At 53.4% G+C, this 20,755-nt stretch carries 17 protein-coding genes and 1 pseudogene; 8 read left to right on the forward strand and 10 right to left on the reverse strand.

Going from position 1 to position 20,755, the window contains the following annotated elements; genetic code table 11:
- The first annotated feature begins 27 nt into the window (after positions 1-27).
- The 3 genes and pseudogenes from rihA (at position 28) to J1G48_RS15830 (ending at position 3,988) form a co-directional block, all read left to right on the forward strand.
- Positions 28-963: a pyrimidine-specific ribonucleoside hydrolase RihA gene (gene rihA / locus J1G48_RS15815; RefSeq protein ID WP_001207439.1), complete on the forward strand. Its 936-nt coding sequence runs from the start codon at positions 28-30 to the stop codon at positions 961-963.
- A gap of 31 nt (positions 964-994) precedes the next feature.
- A pseudogene (locus J1G48_RS23395) lies at positions 995-2,233 on the forward strand (hypothetical protein).
- Positions 2,234-2,308: 75 nt separating this feature from the next.
- Positions 2,309-3,988 (forward strand): molecular chaperone HscC, encoded by a 1,680-nt coding sequence (locus J1G48_RS15830; protein ID WP_001713999.1) that lies wholly within the window; start codon positions 2,309-2,311, stop codon positions 3,986-3,988.
- Positions 3,989-4,009: 21 nt separating this feature from the next.
- Here the strand turns inward: J1G48_RS15830 and J1G48_RS15835 are convergent, their stop codons facing one another.
- Genes J1G48_RS15835 through J1G48_RS15850 form a run of 4 tightly spaced genes read right to left on the reverse strand, consistent with a single transcriptional unit; the run spans position 4,010 to position 8,323 of the window.
- The gene (locus J1G48_RS15835) at positions 4,010-5,482 is read right to left on the reverse strand and encodes a J domain-containing protein (protein ID WP_001017760.1); all 1,473 of its coding nucleotides are present in this window, start codon (positions 5,480-5,482) and stop codon (positions 4,010-4,012) included.
- Positions 5,479-6,174 carry a DUF1266 domain-containing protein gene (locus J1G48_RS15840; protein WP_000356624.1) on the reverse strand — a complete coding sequence of 232 codons (696 nt, stop codon included), beginning with the start codon at positions 6,172-6,174 and terminating at the stop codon, positions 5,479-5,481. Before J1G48_RS15840 ends, J1G48_RS15835 begins: the two co-directional genes overlap by 4 nt.
- Positions 6,175-6,185: 11 nt before the next feature.
- Complete coding sequence (locus J1G48_RS15845; protein WP_000845198.1) at positions 6,186-7,619, reverse strand: J domain-containing protein; 1,434 nt, start codon at positions 7,617-7,619, stop codon at positions 6,186-6,188.
- Positions 7,616-8,323 (reverse strand): DUF1266 domain-containing protein, encoded by a 708-nt coding sequence (locus J1G48_RS15850; RefSeq protein WP_001575803.1) that lies wholly within the window; start codon positions 8,321-8,323, stop codon positions 7,616-7,618. Before J1G48_RS15850 ends, J1G48_RS15845 begins: the two co-directional genes overlap by 4 nt.
- A gap of 124 nt (positions 8,324-8,447) precedes the next feature.
- Between J1G48_RS15850 and J1G48_RS15855 the strand changes: the two genes are divergently transcribed.
- Entirely contained in the window at positions 8,448-9,443 is a 996-nt protein-coding gene (locus tag J1G48_RS15855; protein WP_001016625.1) for a tetratricopeptide repeat protein, read from the forward strand.
- 38 nt (positions 9,444-9,481) lie between these two features.
- Here J1G48_RS15855 and J1G48_RS15860 read toward each other — a convergent pair whose 3' ends face one another.
- The 5 genes from J1G48_RS15860 to J1G48_RS15880 all read right to left on the reverse strand — a co-directional run bounded on the left by J1G48_RS15860 (position 9,482) and on the right by J1G48_RS15880 (position 14,577).
- On the reverse strand, positions 9,482-9,955 hold the full coding sequence (locus J1G48_RS15860; RefSeq protein WP_001044884.1) for a zinc ribbon-containing protein: 474 nt from the start codon (positions 9,953-9,955) through the stop codon (positions 9,482-9,484).
- 92 nt (positions 9,956-10,047) lie between these two features.
- Entirely contained in the window at positions 10,048-11,976 is a 1,929-nt protein-coding gene (locus J1G48_RS15865) for a sigma-54-dependent Fis family transcriptional regulator (protein WP_001044182.1), read from the reverse strand.
- Between the two features lie 67 nt (positions 11,977-12,043).
- Positions 12,044-12,997, reverse strand: a complete 954-nt coding sequence (locus J1G48_RS15870; protein WP_000694480.1) for a 2-keto-3-deoxygluconate permease — start codon at positions 12,995-12,997, stop codon at positions 12,044-12,046.
- 49 nt (positions 12,998-13,046) lie between these two features.
- Positions 13,047-14,219, reverse strand: a complete 1,173-nt coding sequence (locus J1G48_RS15875) for a UxaA family hydrolase (RefSeq protein ID WP_001670689.1) — start codon at positions 14,217-14,219, stop codon at positions 13,047-13,049.
- 16 nt (positions 14,220-14,235) lie between these two features.
- Positions 14,236-14,577 carry a UxaA family hydrolase gene (locus J1G48_RS15880; RefSeq protein WP_001574029.1) on the reverse strand — a complete coding sequence of 114 codons (342 nt, stop codon included), beginning with the start codon at positions 14,575-14,577 and terminating at the stop codon, positions 14,236-14,238.
- Positions 14,578-14,813: 236 nt separating this feature from the next.
- Here J1G48_RS15880 and leuS point away from each other — a divergent pair, with 236 nt between their 5' ends.
- From leuS to nadD, 4 genes are read left to right on the forward strand one after another with little or no spacing between them, the layout of a single operon-like run.
- Positions 14,814-17,396, forward strand: coding sequence for a leucine--tRNA ligase (gene leuS, locus J1G48_RS15885; RefSeq protein WP_001157915.1), 2,583 nt, complete (start codon positions 14,814-14,816; stop codon positions 17,394-17,396).
- A gap of 14 nt (positions 17,397-17,410) precedes the next feature.
- Positions 17,411-18,001 (forward strand): LPS assembly lipoprotein LptE, encoded by a 591-nt coding sequence (lptE, locus tag J1G48_RS15890; RefSeq protein ID WP_001269950.1) that lies wholly within the window; start codon positions 17,411-17,413, stop codon positions 17,999-18,001.
- A complete protein-coding gene (holA, locus tag J1G48_RS15895) occupies positions 18,001-19,032 on the forward strand; it encodes a DNA polymerase III subunit delta (protein ID WP_000620495.1) in 1,032 nt (343 codons plus the stop codon). Before lptE ends, holA begins: the two co-directional genes overlap by 1 nt.
- A gap of 1 nt (position 19,033) precedes the next feature.
- Complete coding sequence (nadD, locus tag J1G48_RS15900; protein ID WP_001675307.1) at positions 19,034-19,675, forward strand: nicotinate-nucleotide adenylyltransferase; 642 nt, start codon at positions 19,034-19,036, stop codon at positions 19,673-19,675.
- Here the strand turns inward: nadD and cobD are convergent.
- Positions 19,650-20,744, reverse strand: coding sequence for a threonine-phosphate decarboxylase CobD (cobD, locus tag J1G48_RS15905; protein WP_001173257.1), 1,095 nt, complete (start codon positions 20,742-20,744; stop codon positions 19,650-19,652). The two genes, nadD and cobD, sit on opposite strands and share 26 nt — an antisense overlap.
- Between the last annotated feature and the right edge of the window lie 11 nt (positions 20,745-20,755).

Consider the following 20,755-nt stretch of genomic DNA (forward strand, 5'->3'; position numbering starts at 1 on the left):
ACAAAGTACCGCTTACAAGGAGCCACAATGGCACTGCCCATTATTATTGATTGCGATCCGGGTCATGATGACGCGATCGCCCTCGTTCTCGCCCTCGCCTCCCCTGAACTGGAAGTGAAAGCGATCACCTCTTCCGCCGGTAACCAGACGCCGGAGAAGACCCTGCGCAACGTGCTGCGGATGCTGACACTGCTCAAACGCCCGGATATTCCGGTGGCGGGCGGCGCGGTGAAACCTCTCATGCGCGAACTGATTATCGCCGATAACGTTCACGGCGAAAGCGGCCTCAACGGCCCGGCGCTGCCCGAGCCGTCATTCGCCCCGCAAAGCGGCACTGCCGTTGAGCTGATGGCAAAAACGCTGCGCGAGAGCGCACAACCGGTCACCATCGTCTCCACTGGCCCACAGACCAACGTGGCGCTGCTGCTGAATAGCCATCCGGAACTGCATACGAAAATCGCCCGCATTGTGATCATGGGCGGCGCGATGGCGCTGGGTAACTGGACGCCCGCTGCGGAATTTAATATTTACGTCGACCCGGAAGCGGCAGAAATTGTCTTCCAGTCAGGCATTCCGGTGGTGATGGCCGGGCTGGACGTCACTCATAAGGCACAGATTCACGCCGCCGATATCGAACGCTTTCGCGCCATCGGTAACCCGATTTCCACCATCGTCGCCGAACTGCTGGACTTCTTTATGGAGTACCACAAAGACGAAAAATGGGGATTTGTCGGCGCACCGCTGCACGACCCGTGCACCATCGCCTGGCTGCTCAAGCCCGAGATTTTCACCACCGTTGAGCGTTGGGTCGGCGTGGAAACCAAGGGGAAATACACCCAGGGGATGACGGTGGTGGATTATTATTTCCTGACGGGGAATAAGCCGAATGCGACGGTGATGGTGGATGTAGACCGCCAGGGATTTGTCGATTTGCTGGCGGAGCGGCTGCAATACTACGCATAAAGCGCAAAGTAGAATCCAGGGATGAACAGCGATGTTTTGGCGTAACAATAGACCTGAAATCAGCCTGCTACAGCACGATGTAGCCCATATAACGTTTTCAGTACGTAACGGAAAAGCATTGCTTCGTCCCTGCGTTATCCACGCTCCCGACTCTGACGCCGGTATTCATACGCTCTCCTGGCATGGCTCGCCGCTGATTCGTTTTTACACTGAAGCCTGGTGCCCAACCTGCGCAGAATTTGTTTATGCCGGTTTTAGCAATGATGATGAAGGCGCCGCGCAGTTTTTATCCTCACTTGCCGAGTGGAATCAGACAGGAGTCGGGTTGAACGAAGCATTTACCGCCCTGACGCCGCTGTTTTCACTCTTTGCCGATGGCTATTACCGGCTGGAAGAACGCGAACTTTATCCGACGGATGGCAACGGGCATTTTTTCTGGGCGGTGGGTAACGAAAAACAACCGAATCCCGCGACCACAGGGCAGTGGATTGCTGACGTGGACTATCACTATCAGTCCGGCGAACCCTGTTTTTTACTGCCAGGCTAGTCCCCATCGCGATTTAACCCACAACGCGCCGGGTATTACCGCGATAAGCCAGAGAGCCACGCGCTGGCCTGGTATATGAATGACACCTGGCTTTGCGTCCTGCTTGATGGTCACCATAAAGCCACCGCCGCCGCGCTGGAAGGCCGGCCCGTGAAGACCTGGGTCATCAGCCAGCCGGTGGCGATGACATGCTACGAGACGCGACAGCAATACCTGCGATTTTATGACGGCGAGCGCCTGGAAGAAGCCCAGTTTCAGCGCCGCATCCCCCTGAAAATACAGTACGAAAAACTACCGCCATCCCTTTGGGAGGATTACTTTACTCGCCATGACGAACGTTATACCCGCGTCAACTGGCCGAACGCATTGGCTAACTGCGCGGCGAATTATCCCAATCTTGCGGCCTGCACAGACATTATTGCCGCAGGCGATCTGAGCGAGGCCGGCCTCAACAAAATCATGGCGCAAGGGATCACCGAAGAGGGATTTCCCGCCGTATTGTTACGCGCGCTGTTTTATACCCATTCCCCCTTGTTGATTGATTTTGTCCGTTTTCTGACTCGCACCCCCGATTATGCTTGCCACTACCCGCTGGCGTTTCGTTTACTGGCCCAGAAACGCACGCCACAGGCCGATGCTTTTTTCCTCGATTTCGCCATCAATGATGACGGCGAGCGCCCGGAGTTGACGAACATTATGGATGAATACTTTCGCCAGGCGTGACATTGATAAAGATCACCACGCCAGAGGGTGGTGTTCTTTATTCTATAAACTCTCTTTCCCGATAAATTAAACGCAATGGATAATGCAACGTTAGCGATTGGTATCGATCTCGGCACCACTAATAGTTTAATCGCCGTCTGGCAAGACGGAGCCGCACAATTAATACCTAATAAATTTGGTGAATATTTAACACCATCCATAATTAGTATGGATGAAAATAAGCAAATTCTGGTGGGAAAACCTGCCGCAGCTCGTAAAACATCTCATCCAGATAAAACCGCTGCCTTATTTAAACGCGCAATGGGCAGTAATACTCACTGGCATTTGGGTGAAGAGTCGTTTAATGCGCCGGAATTATCTTCGCTGGTTTTACGCTCGCTGAAAGAAGATGCGGAAGACTACCTTCAGCAGCCAATCAAGGATGTCGTGATCTCGGTTCCGGCTTATTTCAGCGATGAGCAGCGTAAGCATACACGCCTTGCCGCTGAGCTTGCGGGGTTAAACGCCGTGCGCTTGATCAATGAACCCACGGCGGCGGCAATGGCTTATGGCCTGCATACGCAGCAAAATAGCCGTTCGCTGGTTTTCGATCTGGGGGGCGGAACCTTTGATGTGACCGTTCTGGAATACGCTACGCCGATTATCGAAGTTCACGCCTCCGCTGGCGATAACTACCTCGGCGGCGAAGATTTCACGCATTTGTTGCTTGATGAAGTGCTGAAACGCTGGAACCTCGATAAATCAGCGCTGACGGATAGCGATCTGGCTGCGCTGTATGCCTGTGTTGAAGCCGCAAAATGCGCCAGCAGCTCCCCGCTGCGCATGAGCTGGCTTTATCAGGAGAGCATTCTGGAAAGCACGTTTTATGACGATGAGCTGGAAGCCCTGTGGCTACCGTTGCTCAACCGGCTGCGCACGCCCATTGAGCAGGCGCTGCGCGACTCCCGACTCAAACCGGAGCAAATTGACAGCCTGGTGCTGGTCGGCGGCGCGTCACAGATGCCGCTGGTGCAACGCATCGCGGTGCGCTTATTCGGTAAATTGCCCTATCAAAGTTACGATCCCAGCACCATCGTGGCGCTTGGCGCCGCAACTCAGGCCGCCTGTCGCCTGCGCCATGAAGACGTTGAAGAGGTGATCCTCACGGATATCTGCCCCTACTCGCTGGGCGTGGAAGTCAACCGACAGGGAGTGCCTGGTATTTTCTCGCCCATCATTGAACGCAATACCACCGTTCCGGTGTCAAAAGTGGAAACGTACTCCACCATGCACCCTGAGCAGGACTCTATTTGCGTCAGGGTATACCAGGGCGAAAGCCATAAGGTGAAAAATAATATCCTGATTGATTCTTTTGACGTCATGCTGAAGCCGAACGGGCACATTCAGGCCATTGATATTCGTTTTAGCTACGATATTAATGGTCTGCTGGAAGTTGACGTGCTGCTGGAAGACGGCAAGAGTGAATCCAGAATCATCAGTCACAATGCCACCTCACTGACGACGCAGCAAATCGACGCCAGCCGCGAGCGGCTGCTGGCGCTGAAAATTTATCCCCGCGATATGCTGATTAACCGGACGTTTAAAGCACAGTTAGAGGAGCAGTGGTCACGCGCGTTAGGCGATGAGCGCGAAATGCTGGGGGAGATTATTACCGATTTCGACGCGGCCCTGCTGTCTAATGATATGCAGCGTGTCGATGACGTACGCCGTCGCGCCTGTGAATATCTGGGTATTGACGAGCCGAAAGCGCCGTAACGGCGCTTTCACTACCCCTGTTCAGAAAAAATGGAAGAATCGATTTAACGCGCAGACAATCAACGCGATCAAACCGACAATCTTCATGATTTTCATCACCCCGCCAGATTCCGCCTGACGGGGTGCTTCGGTTTTCGCTTCAGAAGACAATTTTGTCTCTTCTTTCTCAGCCGCCAGCCTGAGCTCTTCCGCCAGCTCCTTTTTGTCACGAATATCGCCTGGCTTCATGGCGATTTTAGATGACAATGCCTGCGTTATCAGCGCCTCCAGCGGACAGGATTGCCCCTCCTCCAGCCGGATCAGCAGGCGAAAAAAGGGCTTTTCTTTGGGAAACGCTTCCAGCACCACCTGCTCCGCCGTCCGGTACAGATCCAACAGCGGCGTTTCGGGTTCCCCCTGGGTACTCAGCCGTGAATTTGCCCACGCCATCGCTTTTCGCTTATAAAACAGGGAGTCAACAAATGAACGCCCCAGCGGTGATAACCTACCGCTGTGCAAAATGTCGGCCCACAGTAAACGCGTGCGCGCGCTTTCACCGGGGACATATTCGGCATCCGCCATACAGCGCGCTTCGACCGCCATCACCGCCAGCGGGAAGAAATCAGGCCGATGCTGGCGGCACCAGCCCAGCAACAGGTCGTCCGCCTGCGTGGAGGGATAACGCTGCCAGAAATCGCAAAGGTCGGCCAACAGGCTTTCCCCTTCACCGCAGAGCAAACGCTGTTTGCACAGGTAATAGTGCGCATCTTCGTTATCCGGCTCCGCGGCCTGCCAGCGACGAGCAATATCGACCAGTTCCGCCATGCCCCACTGCTCGGCGCTAAACCAGTGTAATAGTTTACGATGCAGCTGTTTATCATCGGGAATTATCCAGGCTCCCTGAACCTGCAGAGCGTCGGCAAAATGTTCGGGATAAAAGCGCCAGATACGCTCAAGCTTAAAAAAGTAGGCGTCAGTTTGGTCTTGAACAACAAGAGGCAATTTGGCCAGACTTAGCAGATCAAACGCATCGCCCCGCTTTACGGTCTCCAGAAATGCTTCCAGCTCTTCTCCATCAGCATCATCTTCTGCTTCCTGCGGCTGCCAGTTCAGACGCTGCGCCAACAATGCCAGGCAAGACAGCGAGATCGTTTCTGTTTTCATGGCGATGTCGCACAACTGCCAGCGCAGCTTATCTATCTCATCCATTGAACACTGGTTCAATTGCTGAATAAATTTCTGCCATGCCGAGGGCTGAAAGCGATCGCGCTCTGATGCCAGCAATTCCCTGAACGCCACCAGTATTTCATGTTCGTCGCCCACCTCTTCCGTTTTTGCGTCCTCCGCAGGCGAGGCGGCCCAGTGCTGCGCTTCTTCATAGGCCTGGCGCAATCGCTTAAAACCCTGCGGATCGCTCTCAGGGTGGAATGAGGGCAACAGGGCAAGATAAGCCTGACGGATACATTCCAGATCGGTGGTAGGTTCAATGCCCAAGATTTCCCAACAGATATTCATAAATCGCTCACTCCTTTAAGCGTTTCCGGGCATGTCGGTTGTTCGTTGAGCGGACGCCACGGTAGCTGCGCATAATAACTCTCTGTCGTAGAGGCCAGTTCATTAAACATCCGCGCGCCTGAAGCGTCGTACTTTAGGTGAGCGAAATATGCCTGTATGGTGTCCCCTTTAGCCTGCCAGTACAGCCGACCCAACGAATAGGCGGCAAAATATTGCGTCCAACCGTCGTAAAAATAGTACGCCCGCGCATAGATACGCGATTGCAGCCACAGGCTTTCCTCTTCCGTCAGCCATTGATTCAACACCCCCATCCGGCATAAAAACCCCATACGCACATAGTCCCAGGCTTTAATGCCTCCGCGCCCGCAGCATAGTGCGGTTTCGGCAACAAATCGCGCATAAATCTGGCCCTGCTCGCCAAACTGCGCGGTAAATTCGCGCCATTGACGAGGAGATAGCGTAAACCAGCGGATATAAAAGGGAGCCAAATCTGCCGCATGACCATCGTCCGTCATCCGATAGATGGTTTGAATAAGATCTTCACGGTTATCAATCCCCCATGAATCGGAGAGATCGACAGCAGGAATTCCGGTATACATTGCTGGAGAGGTATGCGAAGGCTCATTGCCGATATATAGCACCTCCATCGGCGTGGAGAGCGCAAAAAGTAAATATTGTTCTTCCTTGTCCATATTCGATATCCCTAATGCATAAACTGGCGTAATACATGGCCGACAACGCCAATAAATAAAATGATTTTAATCACCTGCCAGAGGCCAAAGCCGCCGCCAGATTCCTCCGTACTCGGCGAAGTCACCGTCGTCACCGGTTCTTCATCTGCGACTACAGCTTCACACGGTGTGGCGACAGCCGCAGCCCGCCCCAGCAACCCGCGAATAACCAGCGCTTCCAACGGGCAGATATCCGGCGCATCAAGCTTCGTTACCAGACTCTGTAACAATGCCGCTGACGGCTCCTCGGCGCACGCCAGGCTATCCGCCACCTGATACAACAGCCAGTATGGATGCTGGCTATGCGCCTCACTCACCGCTGGCGCGCCATAATTCAAACGCCGCGCAATAAAACTTTCGCTTAGCGGCGATAATGCGCCGCTGTGCAGCGCCTCGGCCCACAGCAAGCAGGAACGAGCGCTTGAGCCGGGAATATACAGCAGCTGTTCAGCGTTAATATCCACCTGCTCACGCCCCTCAACCGCCATCACCAGCAGCGGGAAAAAGTCCGGTCGATGCTGACGGCACCAGCGCAGCAACAGATCGTCAAGCTGGGTAGAAGGATGCGCCCACCACTGCGCGTAAAGTTCTGGCAGCAGGCTATCGCCTTCACCGCAAAATACGCGCTGGGCTAAGTAGTAATAACCCGGCGTTGCGTTATCGGGTTCGGCTTCCTGCCATGCCAGGGCGACAGGCAGCAGCTCCGCAATACCCCAGTGCAAGGTGCTGAACCAGCGTAACAGACGTCGTTGAAAGCGTAGATTGTCCGGGATAATCCACGGGCCGTGCTGGGCCATAAGTTGGGCGAAATAGAGAGGATGCTCGAAAAAGGTGTTGTCCAGGGCATCATAAAAAGCAATGGTCTGGTTTTGTACCGCCACTGGCAAATGCAGCAATAGCGAATAATCAAACAGGTCGCCACGGCGGATTTCAAACAAAAGATCCTCCACCTCCTCGGCATCGACATCTCGATTATCACTCCCCTGTTCCCAAGCCAGGCGATCTGACAGCAGTTTCAGACACGAGTAAGAAATAGGAAAGGTCTTCATCGCGATAGCGCACAGCCACCAGCGCGATTTTTCGACCTGTAAAATCGATAATTTATTGATCTGTTGGATAAACTCCTGCCATGCCTGCGGCTGAAAGCGCCGTTCGCCATCCGCCAGCAAATCACCGAATATCTCCCTGAGATAATTCACCCACGGGGTATCGGGATCCTCATCAACCACCGTAATGGCGGGCGATGTTGTCCCCTGCAATGCATTCTCATAGGCTTCTCGCAATTGCTTAAAACCCTGCGGATCGGTTTCCGGATGAAATGACGGAAGCAGCGCCAGATAAGCCTGACGAATGGCGTCGGTATCCGTGGTGGCCTCAATGCCAAGGACTTGCCAACAGGTTTTCATAGATCGCTCACCTCCTGAAGCGTGTCCGGGCATTCAGGGTAATGGGGCAGGTAGCGCCACGGCAGCGTGGCGTAAAAACTGTCCTTCCCTGCGATCAGCTTATTCATCATACGTCGCCCCGCGTCATCAAACTCCTTACGGGCGAATGTCTCGCGTAGCAACGGTAGGTTATCGCCATTCCGTAACTGCCAGTACAAACGCCCGGTGTAATAAGCGCTGAAATACGGCAACCAGCCGGAATAATAGCTGAGCGCGCGAAGCTGTATCCGCGACTGCAGCCACAGGCTCTCCTCTTCCGTCAGCCATTCATTGAGCACGCCCATGCGGCAGAGAAATCCCATCCGCACATAATCCCAACTGCGAATACCACCTTCGCCGCAACACACGGCGGTATCAGCGACGAATCGGGCATAAATGCGATCTCCCTCGTCCAGCGCGTCGGTATACTCCTGCCACTCCTGCGGCGCATACCTAAACCAGCGGCGATATAGCCATTCCAGTTGCGTGGCATGACCGTCATCCGTCATGCGGGAAATGGTCTGAAGCAGTTCATCGCGATTTTCAATACCCCACGACGATTCAAGATCGAAACGTTTTACACCTAAATACATTTTCGGTGACGAATGTGAAGGTAAACAGTCCTCGTTCAATACTTCCATCGGCGAGGAAAGTGCAAAGAGTAAATATTGTGATTCTTTATCCATAATAAATCGCCAAAATATATTCACACCACAAATAAAAACGCAATTGAAAACTAAAATAGAGTACAACAAAGCCAAATCGCAATATATTATTAATCTAAAAAACAATGGCGGGATAAATTAAAAAATGAATCATTCCATAACCAGTCATCCCTGCGACAACGTATCTTTAGCACAATTAACCGAACTGGCGCAGTCAGGAAATAGTGAAGCTCAATATATATTAGGCCGTTTATATAATGACGAATGTATAGATGGCAGCGAAGAGGATAAGCTCTCTTTTTATTGGTTGCAGCAGGCAGCTGAACAAGGACACTGCGAGGCACAATATTGGCTCGGCTTACGATACAAAGACACGCCTACCGACATGAAAGATAATACGCTGGCTTTATTCTGGTCAGAAAAAGCCGCACAGCAAGGACACCGCCACGCTTTCAACACATTAGGCTGGGTTCAGGAAGGAGAAACCGGGATGGCGCCAGATTATGCCCAGGCCGTTGCCTGGTATCGCAAAGGAGCAGAACAGAGCCACAACCTTGCGCAATATAATCTCGGGAGAATGTATCATTCAGGAACTGGCGTAGAGCAAAATGATACACAGGCACTCTACTGGTTTAAACAGGCAGCATTACAAGGCCATTGCGCCAGCCAGGAAAGACTGGCGTATATGTATGGCAATGGGAAAGGATGTCGGAAAAATTTATCCCTTGCCGCCCTTTGGTACAAGAAGAGCGCGCTACAAGAGAGCAGCTACTCGCAATATCAGATGGGCTATTGTTATTACATCGGAAAAGGTATCAAACAAGATTACCAGCAGGCAATATACTGGTTTCGAAAAGCGGCAGACCAGGGTGACAATGATGCCTATAACAGTATCGGCTGGATGTACAAATGCGGTCATGGCGTCGAGCAAAATTATTCGCTAGCACTGGAATGGTTCCACAAATCAGCAGAATGTAACAATTCATCGGGCTGGTACAACCTCGGATGCATGTACAGAGATGGACACGGTACCGCACAAGACCTACAACAAGCGCTCTACTGGTTCAAAAAAGCACAGCCCACGGGCAAATGGAACGTCGATGAAGAGATCCGCAAACTGGAAGCCCAACTGCACGCTTAACATGGCGGACGGCAACCGTCCGCTCACGATAATGAACCTTACGGCTCAAACGGCCTGCGCTGGAACTGATCGTGGCCACACTTCGGGCAGAGCGGCAACACATCCGGCGTGTAAACCGCCAGATGATAGTGGCATTTCTCGCACACCAGATTCCCCAATCCCACCACTTCGCCACTGTGATACACGCCGTGGTGATTCAAATCCTGGAATACCTCGCGCCATTCCAGCTGGGTTTTGTCGGTAATGTCCGCCAGTTCCTGCCAGAGACTCTCTTTAATCACCCGCAAGAAGACGCTATCGTCCTGGCTCTCTTCGTAGCTCATGGCGAACTCTTCCAGATCGCGTCTGACAGCGCGCGTCAGTTCGTCCACCTCGGTTCGCGTTAACTCCCCTGTTTGCATCACGCGCTGGCGCGCCTGCTCCACCAGCGCATCAATGTCGCGCTCGCCATTGCGTAAACGCTCGCTTAATGAGGCCACCAGTTCACGGTAATATTGAGCAACCTTGTTCATCACTTCACCTCTTGGATCGTTAACTGCCTATAATAATAGACGTTATTTGCGTTACGCTTTGCAAGGCTGCCCACAGAGTCTGTAAATTCTTGTCAGGCCGACTCACGTATCCAGCGCGTCAGCGAGGTACGATCGACATTTAACCGTTTCGCCACTAACGATTTATTATCCCTTTCCGCCTCTAATAATTTTCTCAAAATACGCAGGCGAATCGTTTTATAATCGCCAGCCAGCATCTGGCAGTCGTGGCAGGTAGTTGGCTCGCGTCGGCTCCCCTCTTCCAGATCGTCCAGCAAGAGGCGACCCTCATCCAGCGTTGCCGGGGAGTGATCAATAGAGAGTACCAGCCGTTCGATAATATTGCTTAACTGCCTGACGTTTCCGGGCCAGGCGAAGCGCTGAAGCTCTTGCCACAGCGCCGGGGTTAACGTTAGTGCCGGGCGTTTATAATGCTGGCTGAAACTAGTAAGCAGCGACAGGCCGATGGCTTTGATATCCTCCGGACGTTTGCGTAGCGGGATGGTGGTCACTTTTAATACGTTAAGCCGATAGTAAAGATCTTCGCGAAATGTCCCGTCCGCAATGAGCTTCGTTAACGTCTGATTGGTCGCCGCAATCACGCGAATATCAACAGGTATCATCTGGTCTGAGCCCAGCCGCATAATCTGCCGCTCCTGCAATACCCGTAATAAGCGCGTCTGTAGCGGTTTATCCAGCTCGCTAATCTCATCCAGAAAAATGGTACCGTGGTGCGCTAATTCAAACAGGCCTATTTTGCCTTTCGGCGACGCGCCGGTAAATGCGCCGGCGACATAGCCAAAGAGTTCGCTCTCCAGAATCTGAGGGGCCATCGCGCCGCAGTTAATGGCGACAAACGGGCCGTTGACGCGTTGGCTGGCATTATGAATACTTTGCGCCAGCACCTCTTTCCCCGTCCCGCTTTCGCCATTAATTAAGATAGTCGCGTCCGTACCGGCATAATTTTTAATGATCGCCAGACGACGCAGCATTTCCGGGTTTTCGGTAAGCAGATCGTCGAAATGATAGCGGGCGCTCAAGCCGCGGCGAGACAGTTCCTGGCGGCGAACATGATGTTCTGCCCCCTGTAAACTGGAGACGGTTTGCATCGTCAACACTACCCGGCTTAACTGTCTGGCCGCAAATACCGGATACAGATTAACCACCATCGCGCCTTGCGGCGTATCGACGACTTTCGCGCTGACGGTTTTTCCCTCACGTAATGTATGCCGCTCCTGGTGCAATACCTGTTTCAGGAAAGATGCGTCATAAATCTCACCGGAGGCGTTAATTTTAAAAAGTTGGCTCGCATATTTATTGTAATGCAGTAACGCGCCGGTATCATCAAGCGTGATAACAGCTTTATCAAACTGATCGAGAATCAGCTGCAGATGATGACGCTCGAGTAATTGGCTGCGAAAAGCCAGATATAATGAGCGGGCTTCTTCCAGAGCTTCGGTTATTGAGGCGGGGCTGGAATCAAGTAAACGGAATTGCGAGCCCAGCGGTGAAAAATAATCCTGACAAACGGTATCGCCAACAATGCAATCTAATGGCGTGGACGCTAATTGCCGCTTCAGGCAAGAAATCGTTTCTTTATCATTTCCCTGTAAGGTAAAAATTTTATAGTTAATATTTAACTGTTCCGCTACGCGCGCGCATCCTTTGATCACACTGGAAAAGCCGACAATACCGACAGTGCCTTTTTGTCCTTTAAAAGGGATAAGCGCATCAAGAATGTCGTAGCCGGACATTTTAATTTCGACTACCGGTAATTTACTGTGCTTTTTTAATATTTCCGCACATCCGCCACGACTAATCAGTACCTGGTGCCCACGGGACTCTAATAAAGGTAGCTCATCCAGGATACGATTAAGCGTCGTTTGATGAATAGTGACGGCGTAATCCAACTGCGCGACCAGCGCCTCGGCAGCCTTTGCCAGTTGCGGGTAAGGAGAGACAAAACAGAGAGGAGATGCGGCTATATCTTTCGTCTTATTCATCACTCACCATCCTGTTGGTTTATGAACGGGCGAGACCGCCCGTCGTGATTTATTTTCCGCCGAAACGCTAACCGCCTGCGGCGGCTGGGTTCAGTTTACGATCGTAGCGTTTTTTTATCCATACGGTCAGGAAGGGGGCGCACAGAGCGGTAATAATCGTCGAGGCCGCCACCTGTGCCGCCGCCGTCGACGCCAGGTCGGTAAAATGCGGATCGAGCAGCGCGATTGCCGCTGGCGTCGCGACGGCGTTGCCAGAGGTGGTGGATACCGCCGCGCCTGCCACGCCACTGCCTCCCGTCACACGATCGGCGAAAATATTAAAAAATCCGCCAATCGCCACCGTCATGAGTCCCAGTAAAATGCCTGAAGAACCTGCCGTGATAAGTCTTGCGAAATCAATACCGTATCCTAACCCAAAGGCAAAAAAGGGAATCGTTACCACGCTGCCCTGTTTAAGAAACTTGCGCATGTCCTCATCCAGATTACCCAAAATCATGCCAATGATAATGGGAATAATAACCGCCACCAGATTCATAAAGGGTATCGACACCATGCCTGCCGACCCTAACGCCAGCATGGTGAAAAAGGGACCATCGTTCAACGATATTACCGCAATCGCGCCGCCGTCGGTTTCATCGCCGTACTCCCCCACCAACGCGGCATATAACCCACTGTTCGAGTTGGTCATCGCCGAAATAATCGCTAAAGCCGACAGACCTAATAACCCATCCGGGCCGCAAAATTTCCCGACCAGAATGCCAATAATCACGCCGCTGGCAAATTTCGCAAAGGTGATCGCAGCGCCTTTTTTCAACGCTTTCGGCGCGGCTTTAAACTGGATATCCGCGCCCATACAGACTAAAAACATGCCTAAAATCGCCATTGCGCCATGCGAAATAGAGGTGACAAAACCGCCTATTTCCAGCGCCTCCGGCGCAAAAGTTTTAAACAATGCGCCGATGATTAGCGGTACAACCATCATACCACCAGGAAAACGTTCCAGTGTTTTTTTAATTTTCATAGCTTATTCCCAGGAGATAACCGGACAGCTTGTGCTGCCCGATTTGGTATCAGAACGTCGGCGCGATCTTATAAATAGAGAATTCGTTATGACCTAAATCTTCTGATTTAGTCGTTTTCCCATTCGCGACGCGTAAAATTTCCTGATAAATTTCCTCGCCCATTTGCGTAATAGAAGCCTCGCCAGACATAATGGCGGACACATCAATATCAATATTGTCCTGCATCATTTCCCACGTTGCTTTATTACCCGTAATTTTTATTACCGGCGCTATTGGGTTACCGGCAGGCGTTCCGCGACCGGTAGTAAAAATAACGATCTGCGCTCCACCCGCCACCATGCCGGAAATAGATTCAATATCCTGCCCCGGGGTATCCATAATCCACAGGCCCGGATGCGTTGGACTATCGGCATATTCCAGGACGCCCTGTAACGGCGCATGACCTGCTTTATGCATACAGCCTAACGATTTTTCTTCAATGGTAGTCAACCCGCCTTTAATATTGCCCGGCGTCGGCTGTCCCCCGCGAATATCCTCGCCCAGCGCTTTTGCTCGCGCCTCGCAGCCGACCACTAAATCAATAAGCTGTTGACCAACCTCCGGCGTCACCGCGCGTTTCGCCATCACATGCTCGGCGCCAATAAATTCCGTCGTTTCAGAAAGAATTGAGCTTCCGCCGCAGCGTATCAGCTTATCCGAGGCGACCCCGCAGGAAGGGTTAGACGCCAGCCCCGATGTCGTATCTGACCCGCCGCACTCCATCGCCAGCAGCAGCTCGCTAACCGGTGCTTGCTGCGGTTTTTGCATGGAGAGTTGTTGCGCATAGTCGCGGGCCAGCGAAATCCCCCGAGCCTGACATTTAAGCGTGCCGCCCTCTTCCTGAATGGTAATGCAGGAGGTCGGTTTGCCAAATGCGGTAATCTCTTCTGCGATGCGCAGCGGCTCCGCGCCTTCACAGCCTAAGCCCACAACCACAATAGCGCCGACGTTGGGATTATTCGCCACATTAATCAATGTCTTTTCCGTCAGACGCGCATCGCCTGCCACCTGGCAGCAGCCAAAATCGTTATTCACCCATGTCGCGCCTTTTACCTGCCGGGCAATATCCTGGGCAACTTTATTCGCACAAACGCTGGTAGGTAAAATCAGTACATAATTACGGATGCCAAAACGGCCGTCAGGGCGGCGGAACCCCAAAAAAGTCTCATTGCTCATAATCATTTTCCCTTGTTTTATATTATTTCCAGTCACCACGTCCGCGTTCGCTTTCCACATTGTGGACGTGCACATAGTCGCCACTTTTTATTTCCTGAGTGGCACGGCCAATGGATTCGCCATATTTATAAACTTCGCCATGAAAAGGCACATCGCAGATGGCGAATTTGTGGCCAAATGGCACATCCTGATGTAACACAACGCTTATCTCGCGTTCGCCAATGAACATTGTGGCGGTTTCGCCGGCCTTGAGCGCCGTAATAGCCGTCGCGACGCAATCCTGAGGGTGAATCACCACTGCATTTTTTTTCACGATTAACTCCTTTGCTTTAGTCCTGTCTTCCCTAATCAAAAGGCGTGCCATTTTTTAACTGCTTCATTTATATAACTTTATTTTCATGAGCCGATCTGGCGGTGACAGGAACTGCGGTAATTTGCCTCAGTCGTGTCGCATTTTGCGTCACCTCCTCACGGACGCCTGGCGCGACAAATGTTCTACCCCCTGTTTTGACGTGCGTGTTTGGGCTATGCTATGCGGATCTAAACACCACCTCTAAAGCTACATTTGTAGCTGTATCGAAAACAGGACTACTGGCTGCCATGCAAGAGCAATACCGCCCGGAAGAGATAGAATCCAAAGTACAGCTTCACTGGGATGAGAAGCGCACATTTGAAGTGACCGAAGACGAGAGCAAAGAGAAGTATTACTGCCTGTCGATGCTTCCCTATCCTTCTGGCCGACTACACATGGGCCACGTACGTAACTACACCATCGGCGACGTGGTTGCCCGCTACCAGCGTATGCTGGGCAAAAACGTGCTGCAGCCAATCGGCTGGGACGCCTTCGGCCTGCCGGCAGAAGGCGCGGCGGTGAAGAACAACACCGCGCCGGCGCCGTGGACGTACGACAACATCGCGTACATGAAAAACCAGCTCAAAACGCTGGGTTTTGGCTATGACTGGAGCCGTGAAATCGCGACCTGCACCCCGGAATACTACCGCTGGGAACAGAAATTCTTCACCGAGCTGTATAAAAAAGGCCTGGTGTACAAGAAGACTTCTGCCGTTAACTGGTGCCCGAACGATCAGACCGTTCTCGCCAACGAACAGGTGATCGACGGCTGCTGCTGGCGCTGCGACACCAAAGTTGAGCGTAAAGAGATCCCACAGTGGTTTATCAAAATCACCGCTTACGCAGACGAACTGTTGCGCGATCTGGATAAGCTGGACCACTGGCCTGATACCGTAAAAACGATGCAGCGCAACTGGATTGGCCGCTCTGAAGGCGTGGAAATCACCTTCGATGTGAAGGGTTACGATAACACGCTGACCGTCTATACCACCCGTCCGGATACCTTTATGGGCGCCACTTACCTGGCGGTGGCCGCCGGTCATCCGCTGGCGCAAAAAGCGGCGGCGAACAACGCCGAGCTGGCGGCGTTCATCGACGAATGCCGTAACACCAAAGTGGCCGAAGCCGAAATGGCGACCATGGAGAAAAAAGGCGTCGACACCGGCTTTAAAGCGACTCATCCGTTAACTGGCGAAGAGATCCCGGTCTGGGCGGCAAACTTTGTCCTGATGGAGTACGGCACTGGCGCGGTGATGGCCGTTCCGGGTCACGATCAGCGCGACTACGAATTTGCCTCCAAATACGGTTTGACCATCAAGCCGGTGATTCTGGCCGCCGACGGTTCCGAGCCGGATCTTTCCGAACAGGCGCTGACCGAAAAAGGCGTGCTGTTTAACTCCGGCGAGTTCGACGGTCTGGCCTTTGAAGCGGCGTTTAACGCCATTGCCGATAAACTGGCGGAAAAAGGCGTCGGCGAACGTAAAGTGAACTATCGTCTGCGTGACTGGGGCGTTTCCCGTCAGCGTTACTGGGGCGCGCCGATCCCGATGGTCACCCTGGAAGACGGCACCGTGCTGCCGACGCCGGAAGATCAACTGCCGGTTATTTTGCCGGAAGACGTCGTCATGGACGGCATCACCAGCCCGATCAAGGCCGATCCTGAGTGGGCGAAAACCACCGTTAACGGGATGCCGGCGCTGCGTGAAACCGACACCTTCGACACCTTTATGGAATCGTCATGGTACTACGCGCGTTACACCTGCCCGCAGTATCAGGAAGGAATGCTGGATTCGAAAGCGGCAAACTACTGGCTGCCAGTCGACATCTACATCGGCGGTATTGAACATGCCATCATGCACCTGCTCTACTTCCGCTTCTTCCATAAGCTGATGCGCGATGCGGGCATGGTCACCTCTGACGAGCCGGCTAAGCAGTTGCTGTGTCAGGGCATGGTGCTGGCGGATGCGTTCTATTATGTCGGCGAGAACGGCGAACGTAACTGGGTTTCGCCAGTTGACGCTATCGTCGAGCGCGATGAAAAAGGCCGCATCGTCAAAGCAAAAGACGCAGCGGGTCATGAGCTGGTCTACACTGGCATGAGTAAAATGTCCAAGTCGAAAAATAACGGTATCGACCCGCAGGTAATGGTTGAACGTTATGGCGCGGACACGGTACGCCTGTTTATGATGTTCGCTTCTCCGGCGGATATGACTCTGGAATGGCAGGAGTCCGGCGTAGAAGGCGCAAACCGCTTTATTAAACGCGTCTGGAAGCTGGTTTACGAACACACCGCTAAAGGTCCTGTCGCGGCGCTGAACGTCGATGCGCTGAGCGAAGATCAAAAAGCGCTGCGTCGCGATGTGCATAAAACCATTGCCAAAGTGACCGATGATATCGGCCGCCGTCAGACGTTCAACACCGCCATTGCGGCGATCATGGAGTTGATGAACAAACTGGCGAAAGCCCCGCAGGAAGGCGAACAAGACCGCGCACTGCTTCAGGAAGCGCTGCAGGCCGTCGTGCGTATGCTTAACCCGTTCACCCCGCACGTCTGCTTTACCTTGTGGCAGGAACTGGGCGGCGAAGGTGATATCGACAACGCGCCGTGGCCGGTTGCCGACGAGCAGGCAATGGTGGAAAACACCACGCTGGTTGTCGTGCAGGTTAACGGTAAAGTTCGCGGTAAGATCACCGTTGCGGTGGATGCCACCGAAGAACAGGTGCGTGAACGTGCAGGCCAGGAACATCTGGTGGCAAAATATCTTGATGGCGTTACCGTGCGTAAAGTGATTTACGTTCCGGGTAAACTCCTCAATCTGGTTGTTGGCTAAGCGCGGGAGGAAGCGTGCGATATCTGGTAACACTGTTGTTATCTCTGGCTGTGCTGGTCACCGCCGGATGCGGCTGGCATCTGCGTAGCACTACGCAGGTTCCGGCTTCAATGAAAACGATGATCCTCGATTCCGGCGATCCGAACGGTCCGCTAAGTCGTGCGGTACGTAATCAGTTACGGCTGAATAACGTAAACTTGCTTGATAAAGACACAACGCGCAAAGACGTTCCGTCTCTGCGGCTTGGAACGGTGACTATTTCGCAGGATACGGCGTCAGTGTTCCAGGACGGCCAGACGGCGGAATATCAGATGGTGATGACCGTCAATGCCTCGGTATTGATTCCGGGCCATGACATCTATCCTATCAGCACGAAAGTGTACCGTTCGTTCTTCGATAACCCGCAGATGGCGTTGGCGAAGGATAACGAGCAGGCCATGATCGTTCAGGAGATGTACGACAAAGCCGCTGAACAGCTGATTCGTAAGCTGACCAGCGTCCGCGCGGCGGATATTCAGGCGACGAAAGAGGAGGCTACCGCCGACAATGAGACGGCGGCGCCCGCCTCTACGCCAGCACGCGTCTCCACTACGCTGAGTAACTAATGATCAGGTTGTATCCTGAACAACTCCGCGCGCAGCTCAACGAAGGGCTGCGCGCGGCATATCTGCTATTGGGCAACGATCCGCTGCTGCTGCAGGAAAGTCAGGACGCTATTCGTCTGGCGGCTGCGTCGCAAGGCTTCGAAGAGCACCACGCTTTTACTCTCGATCCCAGTACCGACTGGGGATCGCTTTTCTCACTCTGCCAGGCGATGAGCCTGTTCGCCAGCCGTCAAACGCTGGTGCTGCAACTGCCGGAAAACGGGCCTAACGCGGCAATGAATGAGCAACTCGCCACCCTGAGCGAGCTGCTGCATGACGACCTGTTATTAATAGTACGCGGAAACAAGCTCACCAAAGCGCAGGAAAACGCCGCCTGGTATACCGCGCTGGCAGACCGTAGCGTTCAGGTCAGTTGTCAGACGCCGGAGCAGGCGCAGCTTCCCCGCTGGGTGGCCGCCAGAGCGAAAGCACAGAATTTGCAACTGGATGACGCCGCGAACCAACTGCTGTGCTATTGCTATGAGGGCAATCTGTTGGCGCTGGCGCAGGCGCTGGAACGGCTGTCGCTGCTTTGGCCTGACGGTAAGTTAACGCTTCCTCGCGTGGAGCAGGCCGTCAATGACGCCACCCACTTTACCCCTTTCCACTGGGTGGATGCGTTACTGATGGGGAAAAGCAAACGCGCGCTGCATATCCTGCAACAGCTACGCCTTGAAGGCAGCGAACCGGTTATTCTGCTGCGCACCCTCCAGCGAGAGCTGCTGCTACTGGTAAATCTCAAACGTCAGTCCGCGCATACGCCGTTACGCGCGCTGTTTGATAAACACCGGGTCTGGCAAAACCGTCGCCCCATGATCGGCGACGCGTTGCTGCGTCTCCATCCTGCACAGCTTCGCCAGGCCGTGCAGTTACTGACGCGTACAGAAATTACGCTCAAACAGGATTATGGTCAGTCGGTATGGGCAGACCTTGAAGGGCTGTCGCTCCTGCTCTGCCATAAGGCGCTGGCAGACGTATTTATTGATGGGTGATATGAAATCGTTACAGGCTTTATTCGGCGGCACCTTTGATCCGGTGCATTATGGACATCTTAAACCTGTTGAAACGCTGGCGAATCTGATCGGCTTATCGCGGGTGATTATTATGCCTAACAATGTGCCGCCGCATCGCCCCCAGCCGGAAGCCTCCAGCGCGCAGCGTAAATATATGCTGGAGCTGGCTATCGACGATAAGCCGCTTTTTACGCTGGATGAACGCGAGCTACAGCGAAACGCGCCCTCTTACACTGCGCAAACGCTGAAAGCATGGCGCGAAGAACAGGGGCCCGAAGCGCCGCTGGCGTTTATTATCGGCCAGGACTCGCTACTTAACTTCCCCACCTGGCATGATTACGACACCATCCTTGATAACACTCACCTGATCGTTTGTCGTCGTCCGGGCTATCCCCTTGAAATGACGCAGGCGCAACACCAGCAGTGGCTGGAACAGCATCTGACCCATACGCCGGACGATCTGCACCAGTTGCCAGCCGGTAAAATTTACCTGGCGGAAACGCCCTGGCTTAATATCTCCGCAACCCTCATCCGCGAACGGCTGGAAAAAGGCGAATCCTGCGACGATCTGTTGCCGGAAAACGTGCTGAACTACATCAATCAGCAGGGGCTATACCGGTAAGCACATTGCGCAGCGCCGCCAGCAGACGCTCGTTTTGCGCAGCGCTGCGTATCGCCACACGATAATAGCGGCTGTCCAGCCCCGGGTAGTTAGCGCAGCTACGGATTAAAATCCGCTGCGTCAGCAACCGTCGCTGCAGATCAATATCCTCTCGCTCACAGCGTAACAACAGATAGTTTGCCCGCCCGGGATAAACCGTCAGCAGGGGGAGCTGACAAAGCGCCTGATAAAACCGGGCGCCCTCCTCCCGTAACCAATGCCAGGTCGCCTGTTGCCAGGCGCTATCCTGTAACGCTACCTCACCGGCAAGCGCCGCCAGCGCGTTAATCGACCACGGCATTTGTTGGCGACGCATCCGCGCTACCGCCGCGTCATCGCTATTGACGAGATATCCCAACCGCAGGCCGGGAATGGCATAAAATTTGGTCAGCGAACGCAGCACCCAGATATGCGGATTATCTTTAAGAGCAGGAATAAAGCCCGCCTCATGCGGAATAAAATCGATAAACGCTTCATCCAGGATCAGGTTAATGTTCAGCGATTTGCAGCGATCGGCAATGGCCTGTAATAACTGCCGCTCCGGCAGCAGGCCGGTAGGATTATTGGGCGTACACAGAAACAGGCAGTCCAGATCGGGCGTCAACGCCTCAAGAATGGCATCGGTAAGCTGCCAGCCATCCGCTTCGCGTAGAGACCAGCGACGAATTTCACAGCCACTTTGCGCCAGCGCCCGGCCATACTCCGCGAAACCTGGCGTGACAATCATTGCACGACGCGGTTTAAGACCGCTCGCCACGGTAAAGATTGACTCCGTCTCGCCATTTCCCGCCAGTATCCACGATGCCGGCACCTGATGATGACGCGCCAGCGCCTGGTGCAAATGAAAATAATCGGCGTCCGGGTAGCGCTCAATGCAGTCCAGATTGTCGATAAGCGCGCGTTTCACGCTGACAGGCATACCCAGCGGATTAATGTTTGCGCTAAAATCCAGTAACTGGTCAGGCGAGATGCCCAACACCGTCGCGGCTTCCCGAATATTACCGCCATGCGCGCTGTTGAATAACGCCATTATGCCTCCGG

The sequence above is a fragment of the Salmonella sp. SAL-020 genome (genome assembly GCF_017372215.1).
Taxonomy (GTDB): domain Bacteria; phylum Pseudomonadota; class Gammaproteobacteria; order Enterobacterales; family Enterobacteriaceae; genus Salmonella; species Salmonella enterica.